We start from the raw sequence: 18422 nt of genomic DNA, 5'->3' as shown, positions 1-18422 counted from the left end.
CCTCACGCCTGTGGAGGGGCCGTCGCGTACTGCCGGTACTGCCCGACGACCGCCTCGACCACCTCGGGAAGGGTCATCCCGAACGTTTCCATGCTGAAGACACCCACGGCCGCCCCGCTCGCGAAGCTTCGGGAACGGCGCATCGTGACCGGCATGGTCTGTTCGAGCATCTCGGTCAGTTCCGCCTCGGCCGCCCGGCTCTGGCCGTCGTCCCGGTTCCAGGGCACGATCACCGCCGTCCAGGGCGGGTTCTCCGCGTCGTGGGCGGCAAGCCTGCGTCGGCGGTCCTCGTCCTGAAGGGCCCAGCGGTCCATCAGCAGAATCTCCGGGCTGTCGGGCGGCTGCCTTCTTCCCTGACGTCCGGACTCCATGTCGAACGACGTGGTGACAGTCTGATGGTTGAGGGAACGCACCAGATCTGCGGTGACATGGACCAGGGGAACTGCGGACGCCGGATGGTAAGGGTTCCAGTCCTGTGCACTGCCGCCGTAGTACCGCGGGTCGCGTCCCTCCGGCAGATGGCCACGCGTGGGCGCGACTACGGTGATCTGGATGGGTCTCATGCCTTGCGGCTGACTGCTCGGCGATCCGAAAGCACTCGGAACGAGGTCGAGATCGATCGGTCTACCAGGTGTCAGCTTCACGGTCTCCGCGACGCTGACAATGCGTTTCGCGATTTCGTACACCACGCGTTCGTACTCCTCGGCATGGCGCCTGAGCTGGATCAGTCCATACAGCCCGTCCCTGGCATAGCGTTCTCCCAAGGATGGGTGCGTGAACTGCAAGCCGGCGGCAGCGGGAGGCAGTTGGCTGCGAGCCACCGGTACCCAGAGCGCGGGGACGATGCTCGACTCCCCAGTCTGATTCGACCGTGTCGCGCGGTGGTGAATGGTTCGCTGTTCGAAAGCGTGCCACTCTCTCCCACACATCTCGCTGGTGAAGTAGCGCGGTGAATACAGCGGGACGAAGACCCTGCATTCGGCCAGCATCTCGCTCAGCCGCTCCGACCAGCTCTCGCCGGGATACATCTCCCGGTCCATGAATCCGACGGGTGAATCTGCGGGCAGGCCGGTCATGGCCATCACATGGCCACACAGATCCCGGAAGAACCGCTCGACCCCCATGTCCGTGGGCCTCGTACCACCGCCGAACCCCGGTGTGTGCGCGTAGCTCAGGAAGAAGTACGGGGACACCCGGCGCGGGGGCCGGACTGTCCTCGTAACAGGGACGGCTGGGCCAAGGTCGTCTGAACCCGTGTCCGTCCCAGGGCCAGGCCCGGCAACCCGATCCGCTGGAGGCTCGGCAGCTTCCGGAGCCGGGAGGAAGTCGGTTGCCGTCTCCCCGCCGGGTCGCCGGTCTTCGAGGGCCCTGGCTTCATCGATGCGACCGGCTCGAAGGTAGGAAGCGGCAAGATTGCCCCGCGCGATGATCGTGTCCGGGTGACGCTCCCCCAGAACCTCCACGCTGTCGGCCAACACCCGCTCACGGATAGCCGTAACCTCATCGACCCGGCCGGCCTGATGGTACGAGGTGGCGAGGTGAGCGCGCGCGATGAACGTGTCCGGATGACGCTCCCCCAGAACCTCCACGCTGTCCGCCAACACCCGCTCACGGATAGCCGTGGCCTCATCGACCCGGCCCGCGCGATCGTAGGAAGACGCGAGATTACCCCGCGCGATGATCGTGTCCGGGTGACGCTCCCCCAGAACCTCCACGCTGTCCGCCAGCACCCGCTCACGGATAGCCGTGGCCTCCACGCTACGGCCCGCCTGATGGTACGAGGTGGCGAGGTGAGCGCGCGCGATGAACGTGTCCGGATGACGCTCCCCCAGAACCTCCACGCTGTCCGCCAGCACCCGCTCACGGATAGCCGTGGCCTCATCGATCCGGCCCGCCCGATTGTAGGAAGCCGCGAGATTGCCGCGCGCGATGATCGTGTCCGGGTGACGCTCCCCCAGAACCTCCTCGCTGTCGGCCAACACCCGCGTCTCGATAGCGATGGCCTCGTCGATCCGCCCCGCCTCGTAGTAGGAAACCGCCAGCTGGGAACGCGCGGTAAGCGTGTCCGGGTGACGCTTTCCGAGGACCGCCTCACGATCGGCCAGCACCCGCGTCGCGATAGCGATGGCCTCGCCGATCCGGCCAGCCCCGAGATAGGCAGCGGCAAGAAACGCGCGCGCACTGAGAGTGTCGGGATGACGCTCGCCGAGAAGCTGCTCGGAGTCGGCGGCAAGTGACTCCAGGAGCCGGATCTTGGCGACCCATTCCTGCGGGGCCACATTCCGCGCCTCCTGGAGACGTTCCCGCAGAGCACTGGCTACGTCCGAGGCGGGTTCGGGCGGAACGGGACGTGTCGACGGGTCGGTCACCTGGGTCGGGGCAGGGGCGGATGCCGGAGTCGGGACGCGATCGGGGGCCGTCGGGATGGTGACGCCCAACTGCCGGAGCACCGAGTCGGCCGCCTCCGCGAAGGGCACCAGGGCCGTGGGCAGAGAGGTACCCGTGGCCGTGTGCAGGACAGCGGTGAGCCCCTCCGGGGTCCAGGGGCGGCTCGCGATGTGCCGGGTCAGGGCCTGGTGGGTACGCCATGCGGTCTGGCGGGTCAGCTCCTGGCGGAGCCGAGTCAGGGCTTCGGGGCGGAAGGTGTACAGATCATCCGCCTCCGGGTTGCGCAGAACGGTGCAGAGGCCGGCGGTGAGCAGCTCGGCGAAGTCGTCCAAGCGGGCCTCGGGTACGGCCTGTTCTCGCAGCGCGTGGAGGATCGGAAGGGTGAAGGTGTCGAGAGCGGCGACGTGGACGGCGAGCTGGGTGGCCGGCGTACGGGCGGTCCGCAGAAAGGCCTCTGCCCTGGCGCCCGGCTTGGGGGCCGGTGCGGCCGGGCGGGCCGGGAGCCGACTCGGTGCTCGTCGGGGTGGGCGTCCGGTGTCGGGGATCAGGACGGCCGTGCAGCCTTCCGGATCGCCGCGCATCAGCGTATGGGCCCATCGCCGGAGATCTTCCGGGTCCGTGCCGAGCACAGGGACGGCCCGCCAGGAGTGGATGCCGCTCTCCCGGCGCCAGCGACGCGGTTCCTTGGGTTCGTAGAGCCAGCTTCCACTGGGGGCCACCGGCTCCGGCGCGGTCGTCACGGTGAGCGGCAGGTCCAGTGCTGTCCGGTGCCAGAGCCGGGGTGGGAGGGGGTTGAAGAGGGCGAGACTTGTCGTCCGGCTCCAGACGTGGATGTGCCGCCAGAGTGTCTCGCCGCGCCACCCCGGCGCCGCGCAGTCGCTCAGGATGAGCATGAGCCGTCGGCCCGGCTGGCCTTCGCGGCGTCCGGCCTGGCCGGCCGGGACGAGCGCGCCGCGTTGGTCGTGGAGGACGGGGTCGGCGCCGCTCCAGGTGAGGTGCCAGGTGTTCAGCGTGCGGAGCGCGCCGAGGGAGCGCAGGATCCTGTTCAGTCCGTCCACTGCCGGGTCCCACACGCTCATGCTGCTGCTGCGGTCCAGGACGACGGTGACGTCCAGCCACCGTTCCGGCATCGGCACCAGGTGGGGTACGAGCAGACCGGTGCGCGCGTAGTCCTCGACGGTCGCGTCGACGTGCAGTTCCGTACGGTGCCCGTGCCGCCAGCGCCGCCGCAGCGGGCGCAGCGCCCGTCCGATGGCGAGGGCCTGAGGGAGCGCCGCGGCCTGGCCCAGCGTCAGACGTACGCCGGGCTGGGTCTCCCCGTCGGCCGCGCCGTACGCGGAGATCCTGTGCCCGCCCGCGGCCGGCTGGTCGCGCGGTGGGTCCGTCGTCGGCGAGGGCTCCTGTTCCGGGGATCTCGGAACCACGGTGCCGGAGCTCGTGTCGTCCACCGGCGTTCCGGGTGCCGCCGCGTCTCCCTGGTAGCCGGACGCCGCGAGCAGTACGGCGTCCGCCAGTTCCTCGGCCGTCAGTCCGAGCCGGGCGGCGAGCGCGCCGAGGCGGCCGAACGGCTCCGGCGGATCAGTCACGGCCCAGGCCCTGGAGCAGAAGGTCGGTCAGGTCCTTCCTCTGCTGTCCTTGGAGGGGCTGCCTGATGAGGTGGACGGCATTGAGCAGTTGGTCGACGGCCAGATGCTCGCCGTTGGCCAGCCGTCCCGCGAAGCCCGCGATCAGCTCCTGGACGCCGGTGGTCAGCTGTTCCGCGTCCTCGTCCTCGCCCGGGGCGCTGAGATGGGCGGCGACGATCCCGGTGAGACTCTCCTCCGTGAGTACGGGCATCGAATACCGGATGCACCGTCGCCGGAAGGGCGGCGGGAAGTCGCGTTCGCCGTTGCTGGTCATCACGATCAGAGGGAAGAGCGTGCACGGGACGACACCGTCCACGACGTCCACGGTCGCGGTGTCGTCGTGGAGCCGTACGGGCACGCGCTTCCGGTGGTGGCGGGACAGTTCCGGAATCTCGAACCGGCCGCGCTCCAGGATGTCCAGGAGGTCGCTGGGCAGGTCGAGGTCGCTCTTGTCGATCTCGTCGATGAGCAGGGCGCGCGGCCGCTCCACCGCGGCGAAGGCGGTGCCCAGAGGACCGAGCCTCAGGAAGGGAGCGATGTCGTCACCGCGTTGTTTCCGGCCTCGGCCCGCCAGCCGGGAGCGCGCCGGGCCCGCCGCGTTGCGCAGGTTCTGGGCGTGGATGCGGCCGAGGGCGTCGTAGCGGTACAGGGCCTCGGTCAGGGTGCTGCGCGAGGTGATGTGCCAGTGGAGTTCGCGTCCGAGGCCGACCTCGTGGGCCACATGCTTGATCAGCGTGGACTTCCCGGAGCCGGCGGGCCCGGTGAGCAGGAGCGGTCGGTGCAGCAGCAGCGCCGCGTTGACGGCATCGACGAGGCCGGGATCGGGCTGGTACGGCACGCCTTCGGGTACGTCGTTCCCCGGCATGCGCCAAGGGGGAGGCGGCGGGAGTTCCGGTTCGCGTGCGACACCGTCGCCCCGGTAGTAAGGACTCCAGGTCATGAGGTCTCCTCTTCGGGGCTGCTCAGGGATGGCTCGAACTGTTTGCAGAAATCGAGCCATTGCCGGTCGTGCCACACCCGTCGCACCTGCCGCAGACCGTTCGGCGTGCCGTCGCCGGGCTTGAGCGCACGGCCGGCTTGCCAGTCCTGCTCGTTCCGGATCTGGTTCCACAACCCGTCCACGGTGGCGCGGAACTGCCCGGGTGCGGCGGTGGCGTGCTCGGGCCAGATCAGGATGGGGGCGTACGCGGCGAGGGTGGCCAGTGTCTCGTCGCAACCGGCGGGACGCTCCTCCAGCGCCCAGGGGCGCCCTGTCTCGGAGGCCAGCCGTTCCACGAGGTCTTCCAGGTCCGCTATGTCGGCGAGTCCCAGCCAGGAGAGCTCCGTGTTGCCCGCCTCCAGGGACTCGAGAACGTCCTCGGCGAGGTAGTTCAGCTCAGAGGCGTCCCACTCCGCCCCCTCGTCCCGCACGATCGAGTTGTTCCACCGCAGCGTGACCCGGTGCGCGATACCGAGTTTCTGGAGCCCGGTCCGGGCCTCTTCCGGATGCCACTGTGCCAGGACCCGCCCGCAGGCGGCGATGTCTATGTGCTGCAGGCGCTCGCCCGCGGGCAGACGGCTGCGGGCCCACCTGATCGCCGCCTTGATGACAGCGGCCAGCCCGGCCTCGTCACGGGTGGAGGCCTCGAACTCGTTCGAGCCCAGGGTCTTGCCTCCCTGGATCACCCAGGCGTGCAACCGCCTCGGCCATTCCAGCGCGCTGTCGCCGTTGCTGCGGCGTCTGCCTGCGAGGGAGGGGATCCCGAGCACGAGACGGGTTCGGGCGGACTGATCCCACTGCTGGAATTCCTCGTATGCGTCCTTGAAGGACTCGACATCCCCGTGGTCTTCGATCCATTTGTTCAGCTCCGCCGGGGGCGTGATGCCCGCCCCGACCAGGAGCGCGGCGACCAGCCGCCCGAGCAAGTCGTGCCTCGACCGCTCGGATCGCTCGAAATGGTCGCCTCCAAGGACTGCGTGTTCGACGAGATCACGCAGTCGGGGACCGTCCACCAGGGACGCGGGGAAGCCGGCCCGGTTCGCGGCCGTGCGCAGCACGTGCGTCCGCATGGCGTCCGGGAGGTGTTCCTTCAGCACTTGGACGGTCTTCCTGCACTCCTGCAGACCGGCCTTGATCTCCTCGACCCACATCTTCTGGGCCGGGTGCTGATCGGCGGCGGAGGAGCTGAGAAGGGCGGTCAGGGAGGCGTGGGTCCAGCGGGCGGGTCTGTCCGGCCATCCCTCGCTCGCCTCGTCCAGCAGCCGGGCGGCTACCGGACCGATCTCGGACCCGGCACCGTACGAGGCGCGTGCGTTGTGGGCCAGCCAGAGCGGGCCCACGGCGAAGTCGTACTGGTCGAAGACCGAGCGGCCGATGGTCTGGCCGCCGTCCAGTTTCCGCACCTCGGCCCGGACGCCGCTCATCAGCTCGTCGTCGACCAGCAGGTGCTGGCCACGGCCGTCCAGCCCTCGCCGGATCACCGAGGCCAGAGCGACGGAGAGGTTCATGCCGTACGCGTCCTGGTCGGCGGCCGCGGCCATGATGACGGCGAACTGGACCTGTCCGGCCCTGACTCCGCTGGCCAGGACGTCGGGGGGAGGCGGGGCGGCACCGGCGTGACAGGTGTCGATGAGGGCGATCACTCCCTCGGCCTCGTTGGCCACCTCCCCGAGGAGCCCCGGAACATCCACGGCTGAGCCCGATGAGGTCACTCGGGAGCCCTGGACCATGAAGCGCAGCGCGGGGGTGGTGAACCCGTGACCGAGCAGGGCCACGATCAGCACCGCGCCGTCCCGCTGCGCACGGGTGGCGGCCGCGTGGACGGCCGCGGTCACGTCTTCGGGCGACTCCGGGTTCAGCAGGAACGAGTCATCCGTCGGCTCGGCGCCGCCCAGATGCGGATCGGTCAGGACGGCGTGCAGGTCTCTGGCGGCCGCCTCCAGCGAACCGAGTTCGGGCATGGTGGAGCACTGGGAGGCGACCACGATCACGTGACGGACCACTGCGGCCGCCTGTCAGAGGTTCTTCAACGTCTCGGCCACCGGCCCTGCGACGTCCTTGTGCGCGAGGTACTTCGTCGCCGTATGGGTCCAGAGTCCGTGCGTGTCCGCGCGTGCGGTCACCGGTTCGACGCCCAGGGCGTTGGCCTCCATCCAGCGCTCCAGGCGGGGACGGGCGACCACGATGTCGTCGCGGTCCCAGAAGTTGAGCCAGCGCTCCACACCGGCCGGCGTCCGCGGCGGCCGGGGCGCCAGCCGCTGAAGCACCAGAGCCCCCATGGCCAGTGGTGAGCCCAGCGTGATCCACAGCGGCACACGGCCGGTGTACATGTGCAGCGCTTCGTACGCGACGACCGTGCCGAGCGAGTGTGAGATCACGATCAGCGGCCGGGACGGGTCGAGGCCGGAGAGGACGCGCTCACGGATGCGCACGTCGAGACCCAGCCCCGCGTCGTCCGGCTCCTTCCGGGCCAGGTACCGGCCCACCTGGGAGAGGACCGGAAGGAACTGGACTCCACTGGCCCACTGCGACGCCTGCCGCAGGCCGGGAAGCTGGAGAAGGAACGTCGCCACGTTGCCCGCCCGCCGGACGGCCTCGAGCGGCCCCTGACCCTGTACCGTCTCCGGTTCGACGGCGGCCCGGAGCTCCGCGCGGGCGCTCCCGATGATCTCCACCGACCTGCGGTCACCGGCCGACTCGGCCTGGCGGCCCAGCTCTTGGGTCATCTCGTCCAGGAGGGCGAGCAGCAGGGACAGCTCCTCATCCGAGATACCGTCGGCGGCGCCCTGGGCACCCGCTCTGTAGAAGAGATCGCTGTAGTTGGCGAAGCGGGTCTCCGCGGCCCACGCCTGGGTGATGCCCGAGACCAGGTCCGCGTGGCCGGCCGCCCGGACACCGCTCGCGAGGGACGCGGACCACTCCCGTAGTTCCATGTCCGAGGCCCGCGCCGAGCCGATGCCGTGTATGAAGAGCAACTGCGGTTTTCCGGCCAATGTCCCGCCCCCGATGATCAGCCGCATTTCCGAGGGACACATTCTACGGAGTCGGCACAGCCAGGGGGCCGAACCCGTCAGTTCCGCCCTCGGTCAACAGGCGGAGATCCAGGATCGCGACCGGTCCGGTGGGCGCCCATCGCGCACGCGGGGACCGGAGGATGCGGGTCACCACCGGGCGCGAAGCACTCCGTCGCTGTCGGGCAGAGCCGCGCGGAAGAGCGGGGAGTGTTCGTCGGGGGACAGGGGCAGCAGGCAGGCGCCCCGCGCACCGGCCACCAGGCCGGCGAGTTGCTGGTGGCCGGTCTCGTCGACGATGACACGGCGGATCGTCGCGTCCGGTGCCTCCCATACGACCCCGACGGATTCGTCCTTGGGCAGCGCGGCCAGGACCGCGTCGACCTCAGGGGGGAGGCCGGGGTGGACGGCCAGAAGCGCGCGTGACCCCAGAGCGACGCGCACGGTGTCGAGGTTGTCCTCGGTGAGATGGTGCCAGCGGGAGGCGTTGCGGACGTATGTCTCTTCCAGCAGCAACGCCTGCGATGCGGCCAGTGCCGCGCGCACGTGCTCCCAGAAGTCCTCGTCCGCGGCCTCCGTCACCTCTGGTTCCTCTTGGTCCGCGGCATACGGTGAGGCCGTGATCGGCTCCGCGAACAAGCCGATCTCATGGGTCCGGGCGACGGCCCCTTCGCAGGGCCGGGCGCTGCCGACGTACACGTACTGGTCCCACCCGACGTGCACGGTGAACGTGTCCCCGGACTCCAGCCTGCACCAGGCACCACTGTCCCGGAGCATGGCACGCACCAGCTCCAGTGCGGTGGGCACGGAGACCTCGGCCCCGTCGTGGTAGCCGGCAAGGTCGGGCGGGAACAGCCCAGCGAGGCCGTGTCCTTCGTGGTCAGCCGGTACGCGTTGGACGGCGACATGCTGCTCCCGGGGAATGGCAAGGGGATGTCAGCGTGGTTCTGGTCGACCGCACTTGCCTCGGCGGGCGCCTCGCTACTCTGGCAGGGTGACCGACTCATTCACGGGTGCCGACGATGCCGAGGTTGCGATAGCCGGGGCACGCACCGGCGCGGACCTGGTGCGCACCCTGTACGGTCAGCGGCTCACCCGCATCGACAAGGGCGCCGGAGACTTTGCCACCGCCGCCGATGTGGAGGCCGAGAAGGCGATCCTCGGTGTCATCCGTGCCGCTCGGCCCGATGACGCGGTGCTCGGTGAGGAAGGCGGGGCGCACGGTGCCGCCGACGCTGCGCGTCGCTGGCTGGTCGATCCCCTGTGCGGCACGCTGAACTACGCCGTCGGCACCATGCTGGTGGCCGTCAACGTGGCGCTGCGCGATGGGGCGGCAGCTGTGGCCGATCCGTTCAGCGGCGAGGTCTTCTTCACCGACGGGAAGACCGCCTGGGTGCGGCATGACGAGGTGGACGCCCGGTTGGCACCCACTCCTGCCACGCGACTGGTCGACGTCAATCTGGACCCGCCGTTCCCGAGTGCCCCCGGGTTCCGTGCCGTTGACCTGCTGGCTCACCCCGGCTTCGTCGAGCGGTTCCGGCCGCGTGTCGTGTCCACGACGCTGGCGTTGGCCTGGGTCGCGAGCGGTAAGCGGGCCGCCTACGTGACCGACGGCGGTGACCTGTCCGGGAGCGTGCATTTCGCCGCCGGCATCGCTGTGTGCCAGGCCGCCGGCTGCGTGGTCACCGGAATCGACGGCGCCCCGATCGGGAGGGCAGCCCGCGGGCTTGTGGTGGCGGCCGACGCCGGGACCCACGCGCTGCTGATCTCGATGATCCGCAGCCTGCGTTAGAGCTGTCACCGCACAGGTGCGCCGGGGTTGGTCGCGCTGCTGGTCGTATGCGCCTCCGTGCTGAGCGAAATCAGCGCGAAGCGCGACGGGACTGACCGAAACGGCGGTGACAGTCACCACCGTCGCCCGGGTGCCGCACGAGCCCCCGGCCTGGACCCGAAACCGCGCATCACCACCGGACGACCCTCAGCGGAACCGCTGAGGGTCGTCTCCGGAGCACCCCAAGGGGGCCTCTGTTCAAATCCCGATCTGGGCAACACACAGCCCAGGATTGAGAACAGGCGCTTTTCGCTCACTGCTCCAGCGCGATCATCTCGATCTCGTCCAGCCCCGCCTGGAATCGCAGTACCCGTGTGTTGCCCAGGTGTTCGTGGCCCCGGGCCTCCGTCTCGGCGGGTTCGAATGCCCCGTACACCATTCCGTGCCACCAGCCTTGGCGGGTGAGCGCGTCATCTTCCGTGCTGCCGTGGTCCTGGTCGCAGGCGGCCATGTACAGCTCGACGTTCGACGTCATCATTCCCGTCGAAGACAGATCGTCATACGCCTGCTTGAGAGAAGCCCGGGCGGCCGAATCGAAGTAGTACTCGTCCGAGCGGTCCGGGCCGAGGACCGCGAACAGCACGATCCCCCAGAACGCTCCCCACCCCACCGATGTCAGCGTGCGCAGCTTGATGATGTGTTTGGCGTCAGCGATCAGGTGCACCCCTTCACCCACATGCGCCGCCGTCTCGGCGAAAGCGTCCCCGCTGGGCGTTACGTCGGACAGCTCCTGCCCATGCGACGCCGCGTCGTTTCCGGCGAGGACGCCTTCGGCGTAGACCGTCCGCTGATCGCTGTCCAGCAGGAAGGGTGCCTCGTTGGGGCGATCGGGATAGGTGAATCCGGCACCGAATCCCTGGTGCCAGGATTCCGCGAAATCCGTGCCTTCATACGGGTTGTCGAGCATGGTGTCTCCTCACCCCGTCGCGGTGATCCGGTGACTGCTCCACCACGTGGACCTCAGGCTCGACGGCAACGCCAATCCCCATTCGGTGCGCTCGTCATAAAGGGGATAGCCCGGTATACCTGTGGACCCAGGACGTGAGGGACCAACAGCACCTGACGGTCAAGGCCGCGTGGTGGGATCCCGCTTTCTCCTCTTATTGAATTACACACCCAGCGAGCACCTCGTGCCACTGGGCTGACCAGGAACAGCACGCCCGGCACCCCCGACTGCGACCGTATTCGAACTAGCCGCCCCTCATTCGGCACTTCGGCCCGTTCGGCCGTCCGTGGCTCGCTCGGCATCACGGCGGCCGGCTCCATGGAGGCCGGTCACACCGGGAAGCCGGTGAGCCGAGGCCGGGCTTCCTCGCGTCCGAAGGTCAGCACATCCTCGTGTCAACGTAACAGCGGTGTCTGACAAGAGCCTGGGAGTGCCCGGCGGCGGAGTCCCGGGACAGAGAGCGCCGTCCACGCCGCGGGTCACTGCGCCTGGGCCTCCCGTCGGGCGAAGAGGACGGCTCCCGGCAGGCTCTCGTCCAGGTCGAGCAGCATCTGCGCCTGGACGGTGAATCCGGCATCGCTCAGCCAGGCGGTCACCTGGGCCGGCAGGCGGCGGTGGACGTGGACCTTCATCGGATATCCGCCGTAGCCCTGCGTCTTCAGTCGTGACTCGTCGCCCATGTGGAAGCCGAGCAGCAGCGGTGCGCCGGGGCGCAGCACGCGCCGGAACTCGGTGAAGACCGTGGGGACCGAGTCGTCGGGGATGTGGATCAGCGACCAGAACGCGAGCAGGGCGCCGACCGAGCCGTCGGCCTGTGCGAGGCCGGTCATCGAGCCGACCTCGAAGCGCAGTCCGGGGTGGTCGCGCCGGGCCACGTCGATCATCCCGGGTGAGAGATCGATGCCGAACGCGTCGACGCCCAGCTCGTGCAGGTGAGCGGTGACGTGCCCCGGGCCGCACCCCACGTCCGCCACGGGACCGCCGCCGGCCGCGTGGGCCAGTTCGGCGAAGAGCGCCAGCGCCGCCCGAAGGTACGGCTCCCCCGCCAGGGCCTCGCGCAGCTGGGCGGCATAGCTGTCCGCGACCGTGTCGTAGGAGCTCCGGGTGTCCGCCAGCCATCCGTCCGCGTTCATGCTGCGACACGGTAGCCGCAGCCCGCGCGTGCGGGGCGCGGGGCCCCGGTCCGGCTCGGCCGGGCGGACGGACGGGCGGGTGGGCCGAAGGACGGGAGGGCGGGCGGACGTATACGCGGGAGTCGCGCAGCCCCGGTGTGTGCCCGGGTGCGGGAGGAAGCCGTCGCACGGTGTTGCCTCGCGGGGGTGCCGGGGCCGGCCTTCTCGGCTCCGGCCGGCGGGTGTCTCGTTACGGCGCGGAAATCCAAGTGGATCTTCGTTCGTAACACCCGCCCCGTAGACCAGGCACCACATCGTTCCGGCGGATCCGGAGCCGGAACGGTCCGGTGTTCGGGAGGTTGTTGCGCGTGGCTGTCGAGAACGGCGAACTGGCTGGTCTGCACGAGCAGTTGAAGGATCGTCTTGGCCGGCGTGGCCTGTTGCGGGCGGCGGCGGGTGTGGGGGCGCTGACGGCAGCGGCCTCGGTCGCGGGGCAGGGTCCGGCGTCGGCGGCACCCTCGTCCGGGCCGCATGTCTCCTACCCGGGGCAGATACTCCAGCCGGGCAAAGGCCCGGTGCACGGCCGCCACTATCTGCGGGCCGACGCGGACGAGGTGCGCTGGGGCTACGTGCCGTCGCTCGGCAGTGATCCTGTGCTGCGGATGCGCTCCGGGGAGACCCTCACCGTGGACACGCTCTCGCACGAGGGCCTGCTGGAGGACCAGGGCCGCGATCCGCTCGCCTACTTCCGCTCCCAGGGCGTACCCGCCGACCGGGTCCTCAAGGACGCGGTGTCGGTGGCCCGCGACTACGACCGCACCGCGCGGAACTTCGACGTGGACGGCCCGCACGTGGTGATCGGGCCCGTCGCGGTCGAGGGTGCCGAGCCCGGTGACGTCCTGAAGGTGGAGCCGCTGTCGCTGCTGCCCCGCGTGCCGTACGGAGTGATCTCCAGCCGGCACGGCAAGGGCGCGCTCGCCCGTCGCGCGGACGGGAGCGCCCCGGACGGCATCACGGCCGCCGAGGTCATGCCACCGATGGCTGACGACGGCCGGGCCTCAGGTGATCCCGAGAAGTACGGAAACGTCTCCGTGTTCACACCGGTCGAGCGGGGCTCGCACGGCGCGCAGGCGGTGCTGCCGCTCGGCCGGAAGGCCAAGGTGCGCTTCCCGCTGGCCCCGCACATGGGCATGATGGGTGTCGCCTTCGCCGACGCGGGCTCGCCCACCGACCCCCTGCTGAACTCGATCCCGCCCACCCTGGGCGGCGGCAACATCGACATTCGCCATCTGGGTGAGGACTCGGCGTTCTACCTCCCGGTCTTCGCGGAGGGTGCCCTCTTCTACATGGGCGACCCGCACTTCGCGATGGGCAACGGCGAGGCCGCGCTCACCGCGCTGGAGGGTTCGCTCCGCGCCACCTTCCGGCTGACCGTGTGCAAGCCGGGCAGCGGCGACGCGCCCTCGGTCGCCTACCGTTATCCGTTCGGCGAGACGAAGGACACCTGGATCCCGGTCGGCCTCTCCGACCCCGACGGCTCGGCCTCCGGCAATCTGGGCGACCTGGACGTGGCCATGCGCCGGGCCGTGGTGAACGCCCTCGACTTCCTCCAGGACGACCTGGGCATGGACCGCGCGACGGCGTACGCCTATCTGTCGGCGGCGGCGGACTTCGAGGTCTCGCAGGTCGTGGACCGCACCACGGGCGTGCACGGCATGATCAGCAAGTCCCACTTCCGGGGCTGACGCGGGGGAAACGGGCCCGCATCCCGGCGATGCACGTATCGCGGGAGGTGGGCCCGTCGAAGCGCAGGCGGTCGTACGCGGTGAACTCGGGCTCCAGCGCGTCGAGCTCGCCGATCAGCAGGTGCAGTCGCGCCGACCAGAGCTCCGACCCGGCGTCGGGTGCGGCCGGCGCGGAGGTGATCGCCGCCGTCAGCTCGTCCTTGCGCCGGATACCGGCCGGAGTCACCGAGTGCAGGCAGACGTACTGTCCGCCGAGGTACGCGTCCCACTCCGCCGCCCCGGCGGCCGGGTCGGTCCAGTGGGCGGTGAACCACTCCTGGAGCCGGTCCGTGCCGCCCGCCTTCTCGGCGAGGGCGAACAGGTCGCCGGGCACCATCTCGGCGCCGTCGGAGCGCAGATATCCCGGCAGCGGAAGGCGCCCCGCCAGCATCAGCCGGCGTACCTCGTCGGCGTCGCGGCCCTGTACGGCGCAGAGTTGCTCCAGAGCGGTGAACCGCGCGGTGACATAGGCGTCGTCCGCCCCGGTCATCGGATGGTCGCCGTTGACCTCACGGAACCGCTCGGCGATCTTCTGTTTCAGGTCCCGCTCCCCCACGGACAGCTCCGCCATGGACCGCTCCTCACCGTCGGCCACGAGCCTCTCCCGTGGCGCGCTCAGCACGCTATCCATCCGGTCGTTCGGCGCCCGCCGAACTGTCCGCGCACGACGGAACGGCGACACAACGGGCCCGACCGCACCGCGGGCGCGGCGGCACCACGGGCACGGCGGCACCACGGGCACGGCGGCACGGCGCAGCGGGTCTCGCGCCGTGCGCCGTGCCGGACTCCGGGCTTTCAGACCCTCGCCAGCAGCGCCTCCAGTGCCCCCGCGGTCTCCGGGTGGCGACCGACGAGTATCGCGCCCGAAGGTGCCTCCGTCTCCCAGGCGCCCTCGCAGCCCAGTAGCTCGGCGAGGCTGTCGCACGTCTCCGGGTGTGCGGCGAGCAGGACGGCACGTCCCGCCGCGCCGCCGCCGGTCGCCGCCGGGGCGGCGGCCGGGGTCTCCGGGGCGGCGAGCCACGGCGGGACCCAGGCGTCCAGGGCGGCCAGGCGGCCGGGGAAGACCCGCCCGGCCTCGCGGATCAGCAGCGGGGCCAGCTCGGCGCCCTCGGAACGCAGCGTGGTGATCAGCTTCGGCAGCCACGGCAGCAGCACCGGGTCCGGGAGCCGCGCGAACGCGTTCGACACCGCCTCCACGACGAAGTCGGCCAGCTGCGGCACCGGCTCCAGGGCGTGCAGGAAGCCGCTGAGGTAGCGCGGATAGGCGGGCACCACCAGCGGGTCGGCCAGCAACGCGTCGCACCGCTCCCGCAGTCCGGTGCGGGAGAGCTGGCCGAGGTGCACCTGCGCCGCCCACAGCAGCGCCACCCTGGACGGCTCCTGCGGGTGTGACTGAGCGAAGGCCAGGTCCAGCTGGGTCCGGTCGCAGCCGAGTGACAGGGCGAGGCTCTCCATGCTGAAGAGGAAGCCCAGCATGGCGGCGACCTGGCGGACGGTCGCGTCCTCGTCGGTGAACGCCGTCGGCAGGAGGGTGCAGTAGTGCGCGTACCCCGTCTTGGCGAAGGACTCGATCCAGGACGGCAGTTCGGGCCGGCTGATCCGGTAGTACGCCAGGAGCCGGCGCACCCGGCGCAGCACCTCCGGCGCGCCGTCGACGCTGCGCTCGGTGGCCAGCACCTCAAGGGCGCGGGTGCCCAGCTCGTCGGCGAGGCGGCTTCCGCGCAGATGGAGCAGAGCGGCCTCGACGGCCTCCAGGACCTGCGCGGTGGTGGCGTCGGGGGCGTACGCCGCGCGCCGCAGCCTCTGTTCGAGCACCTGCTCGATGCTGACGCCCTCGTAGCCCAGCTCGATCAGCGCCCGCTGGTGGGTGCCGAGCGCGAGGTCCCAGGACTCCTGGACCGACTGCTTGCCGAGCTCGCGCTCGCCCATGATGGGACGTGCGGCGCCGGGCGGCATCAGATGGCGCAGCATCCACAGCACATCGGAGCACTGGCGCAGTTCCTGCTGGGCGGCGATGTCCAGCAGGGCCCGCTGCACTCCGCGCTGCTGGAGCTTGAGGTTCAGCGGGGCGAGCCGGTCGTGCACATCGCGGGCCAGGGGCGGCAGCGCGTCGTAGCCGACCTGGCCGACCCGGTCGCCGCCCATCAGGATCTCCACGAGGCGGCGCACGTCGCGCCGGCCCGGCACGGTGTCCTTCTCGATGCAGGTGACCGCCGCGTCCTGGAAGTCGTACGGGGTCGGCCTGGCCCGGTCCCGCATGCCCGCCAGCAGGATCGAGGTCTCGAACACGGCGATGGCGTCGGCGGTGGAGGCGAGGTAGCCGTTGCGGCGGGCGGAGCGCACGATCTCCACCGACCAGCCGAGCAGTTCGGCCTCGTCCAGCCGGTCCAGGGCCGGTGGGCTCTGGAGGAAGCCGGAGAGCTTGTCGGAGGGAGCCTCCGGCGCCACGGGGACGGCGGCAGCGGCTGTCTTCCGCGGCTTCGCCGTCTTCTTGGTGCCTGCCTGTCCCACGAGCCGGTACGGCTGCACCCGGGTGCGCTTGAGGTTCTTCGCCCACTGGGTGGCCGCGATCGAGACCGACCCGGCGGCGAGGCCGAACTGCGCCTCGATCGCCGAGTGGCTGGACGGGATCAGACCGTGCTGCCAGGTGCTCTCGCTCGGCGGGCTGATCTCGAAGCCGTCGCTGCCGTGGACACCGAACTCCTCGACGCGGCTGGAGGCGTGGAACGCTCCGCAGACGTAGAGGCAGTCCTCGGGATCGGTGCCGGTGGCGGCGAGGTGCTCGCGCATCCGGGTCCACATGTAGCGCTCACGGTCCTCGTCGACGCGGACCCGGGCGGCGTCACCGGGGGCGAGACGGCGGAACAGGCTGCCGATCAGCAGCATGACCTGGCGGTAGGTGTCGTGGTCGCTGTCCCCGAGGGGCAGCTCGACGTACTGGTGCCACCACTCCGACCAGTGCCGCACCCGGCCGTGGTGCAGGAGGTGCTCCTCCAGTTCGGCGAAGCGGGGCCGCAGGTCGCCGATCTCCACGCCGACCGCGTCACCGTGCAGCGCCGCCTCCTCGTCGGCGGGCGGTGCGTCGGGGCCCGTGAGCTCCGTGCCGCCTGCCTGCCACTGGAAGACGTGGTCCGACGAGCGGTCGACGAGGACCAGCTCCACGCCCGGGGTGTCCAAAGCGTAGGCGATGGCCTGGTACTCGGCGGAGGCCTCGGTGATCGGGGCGACGACCGACAGCGGCGCCCACTCCGCGGGGAAGCCCTTGACCTCGCTCGCGAACGCCTGGACGGCCACCGGGAGGCGGCAGTTCCTCAGCTCCGGCAGGAGCGGAGCCATGTCCTCGCACAGCTCCAGATACACCACCTTGGGCTGCTTCTCCCGCAGCCGCCGTGCCATCGCGACCGCCGAGGCGGGCGAGTGGTGGCATACGGGGAAGATCTCCAGCGGCTCGCGCACGGCCCGGTCGACGTCGTCGACGATGCCGAGCAGGATGCCCTGAAGTGCGTCGGGGCCGTCCGCGAACTCGGTCGCCGCGTCCTGCAGCTGGCCGCGCAGCGCCTCGAACGCGGTCTCCTCGGTCGCGGCGCTCATGACAGGGTGGCGATCGCGTCGCGGCCGCCCTCCAGGAACTCCGGCCAGGAGCCGCCCTCCTCCTTGCTGCGCGGCTCGACGACACCGTGCAGGTACTTGTTGAGGATGGCGAGGTCCTCGGGCTCGCGCCGGGCCAGCGATCCCACGAGCGACGAGGCCAGGGTGCGGGCGGTCAGGGCGCGTTCGCCGAAGAAGTTGCTGTGCAGGATGGCGTCCTCGAGCACGCCGATCTGCTCGGCGCTCGACAGCGCGGACTCCAGCTTCTCGTCGTCGCTGCCGGCCGCCGCCGCGGATGCCCGCAGATCGGCGAAGCTCTGGAGCAGTACGTCCAGGAGCGTCGGCGGGACGTCCAGCTCGATCTGGTGGCGGCGCAGCAGTTCCTCGGTGCGGAAGCGGACGATCTCCGCCTCGCTCTTCTTGTTCGTCACCACCGGGATGCGGACGAAGTTGAAGCGGCGCTTGAGCGCGGAGGACAGGTCGTTGACCCCGCGGTCACGGCTGTTGGCCGTGGCGATGACGGAGAAGCCCGGCTTGGCGAAGACGATGTTGTCGCTGTCCATCTCCGGAACCGAGATGTACTTCTCGGAGAGGATCGAGATCAGCGCGTCCTGGACGTCGCTGGTGGAGCGGGTGAGCTCCTCGAAGCGGCCGATCGCGCCGGTCTCCATCGCCGTCATGATCGGCGAGGGGATCATCGACTCCCGGGACTGCCCCTTGGAGATCACCATGGAGACGTTCCAGGAGTACTTGATGTGGTCCTCGGTGGTGCCGGCCGTGCCCTGCACCACGAGGGTGGAGTTGCGGGATATGGCGGCGGACAGCAGCTCGGCCAGCCAGCTCTTGCCCGTGCCGGGGTCGCCGATCAGCAGCAGACCGCGGTCCGACGCCAGGGTGACGATGGAGCGCTCGACGAAGCTGCGGTCGCCGTACCACTTCTGGGAGATCTCGCGGTCGAGGCCGTCGGAGCGCTCGGATCCCAGGATGAACAGCCGGACCATCTTGGGCGAGAGCCGCCAGGAGAAGGGCTTGGGGCCGTCGTCGACCGACTCCAGCCAGTCCAGCTCCTCGGCGTACTTGATCTCGGCGGGGGCGCGCAACAGGTCGGACATGTCTTCTGTGCCTTTCACGATGGGGAGGGGGAGTTCGATTGCGCCT

The 18422-nt window shown here is 70.4% G+C and carries 12 protein-coding genes; 2 read left to right on the top strand and 10 right to left on the bottom strand.

Going from position 1 to position 18422, the window contains the following annotated elements; genetic code table 11:
* Positions 1-2: 2 nt before the first annotated feature.
* The 5 genes from ACWCQM_RS24770 to ACWCQM_RS24750 all read right to left on the bottom strand — a co-directional run bounded on the left by ACWCQM_RS24770 (position 3) and on the right by ACWCQM_RS24750 (position 8810).
* On the bottom strand, positions 3-3974 hold the full coding sequence (locus ACWCQM_RS24770) for a TIR-like protein FxsC (protein ID WP_450917335.1): 3972 nt from the start codon (positions 3972-3974) through the stop codon (positions 3-5).
* Positions 3967-4953, bottom strand: a complete 987-nt coding sequence (locus tag ACWCQM_RS24765) for an AAA family ATPase (RefSeq protein WP_450917334.1) — start codon at positions 4951-4953, stop codon at positions 3967-3969. The genes ACWCQM_RS24770 and ACWCQM_RS24765 overlap by 8 nt, the downstream gene beginning before the upstream one ends.
* Positions 4950-6995, bottom strand: coding sequence for a vWA-MoxR associated conflict system protein (locus tag ACWCQM_RS24760; protein ID WP_450917333.1), 2046 nt, complete (start codon positions 6993-6995; stop codon positions 4950-4952). The genes ACWCQM_RS24765 and ACWCQM_RS24760 overlap by 4 nt, the downstream gene beginning before the upstream one ends.
* Positions 6996-7007: 12 nt before the next feature.
* The gene (locus ACWCQM_RS24755; protein WP_450917332.1) at positions 7008-8012 is read right to left on the bottom strand and encodes a hypothetical protein; all 1005 of its coding nucleotides are present in this window, start codon (positions 8010-8012) and stop codon (positions 7008-7010) included.
* A 141-nt stretch (positions 8013-8153) separates the two neighbouring features.
* Positions 8154-8810, bottom strand: coding sequence for a hypothetical protein (locus ACWCQM_RS24750; protein ID WP_450917331.1), 657 nt, complete (start codon positions 8808-8810; stop codon positions 8154-8156).
* A 187-nt stretch (positions 8811-8997) separates the two neighbouring features.
* Between ACWCQM_RS24750 and ACWCQM_RS24745 the strand changes: the two genes are divergently transcribed.
* Positions 8998-9795 carry an inositol monophosphatase family protein gene (locus ACWCQM_RS24745; RefSeq protein WP_450917330.1) on the top strand — a complete coding sequence of 266 codons (798 nt, stop codon included), beginning with the start codon at positions 8998-9000 and terminating at the stop codon, positions 9793-9795.
* Positions 9796-10087: 292 nt separating this feature from the next.
* Here ACWCQM_RS24745 and ACWCQM_RS24740 read toward each other — a convergent pair whose 3' ends face one another.
* On the bottom strand, positions 10088-10741 hold the full coding sequence (locus ACWCQM_RS24740) for a hypothetical protein (protein ID WP_450917329.1): 654 nt from the start codon (positions 10739-10741) through the stop codon (positions 10088-10090).
* Between the two features lie 518 nt (positions 10742-11259).
* A complete protein-coding gene (locus ACWCQM_RS24735) occupies positions 11260-11913 on the bottom strand; it encodes a class I SAM-dependent methyltransferase (RefSeq protein ID WP_450917328.1) in 654 nt (217 codons plus the stop codon).
* A 347-nt stretch (positions 11914-12260) separates the two neighbouring features.
* Between ACWCQM_RS24735 and ACWCQM_RS24730 the strand changes: the two genes are divergently transcribed.
* A complete protein-coding gene (locus tag ACWCQM_RS24730) occupies positions 12261-13637 on the top strand; it encodes an acetamidase/formamidase family protein (protein WP_450917327.1) in 1377 nt (458 codons plus the stop codon).
* Here the strand turns inward: ACWCQM_RS24730 and ACWCQM_RS24725 are convergent.
* The 3 genes from ACWCQM_RS24725 to ACWCQM_RS24715 form a co-directional block, all read right to left on the bottom strand.
* Positions 13612-14247, bottom strand: coding sequence for a DUF6058 family natural product biosynthesis protein (locus tag ACWCQM_RS24725; protein ID WP_450917326.1), 636 nt, complete (start codon positions 14245-14247; stop codon positions 13612-13614). The genes ACWCQM_RS24730 and ACWCQM_RS24725 overlap by 26 nt on opposite strands.
* Before the next feature lie 224 nt (positions 14248-14471).
* Positions 14472-17267 carry a hypothetical protein gene (locus tag ACWCQM_RS24720; protein ID WP_450917325.1) on the bottom strand — a complete coding sequence of 932 codons (2796 nt, stop codon included), beginning with the start codon at positions 17265-17267 and terminating at the stop codon, positions 14472-14474.
* The gene (locus ACWCQM_RS24715; RefSeq protein WP_033302095.1) at positions 17264-18376 is read right to left on the bottom strand and encodes an ATP-binding protein; all 1113 of its coding nucleotides are present in this window, start codon (positions 18374-18376) and stop codon (positions 17264-17266) included. The genes ACWCQM_RS24720 and ACWCQM_RS24715 overlap by 4 nt, the downstream gene beginning before the upstream one ends.
* Positions 18377-18422: the final 46 nt, after the last annotated feature.

The organism is Streptomyces sp. NPDC002125 (assembly GCF_053593715.1).
Note: the sequence above shows the minus strand (reverse complement) of the source record. Positions and strands in the feature narration are given on the sequence as shown.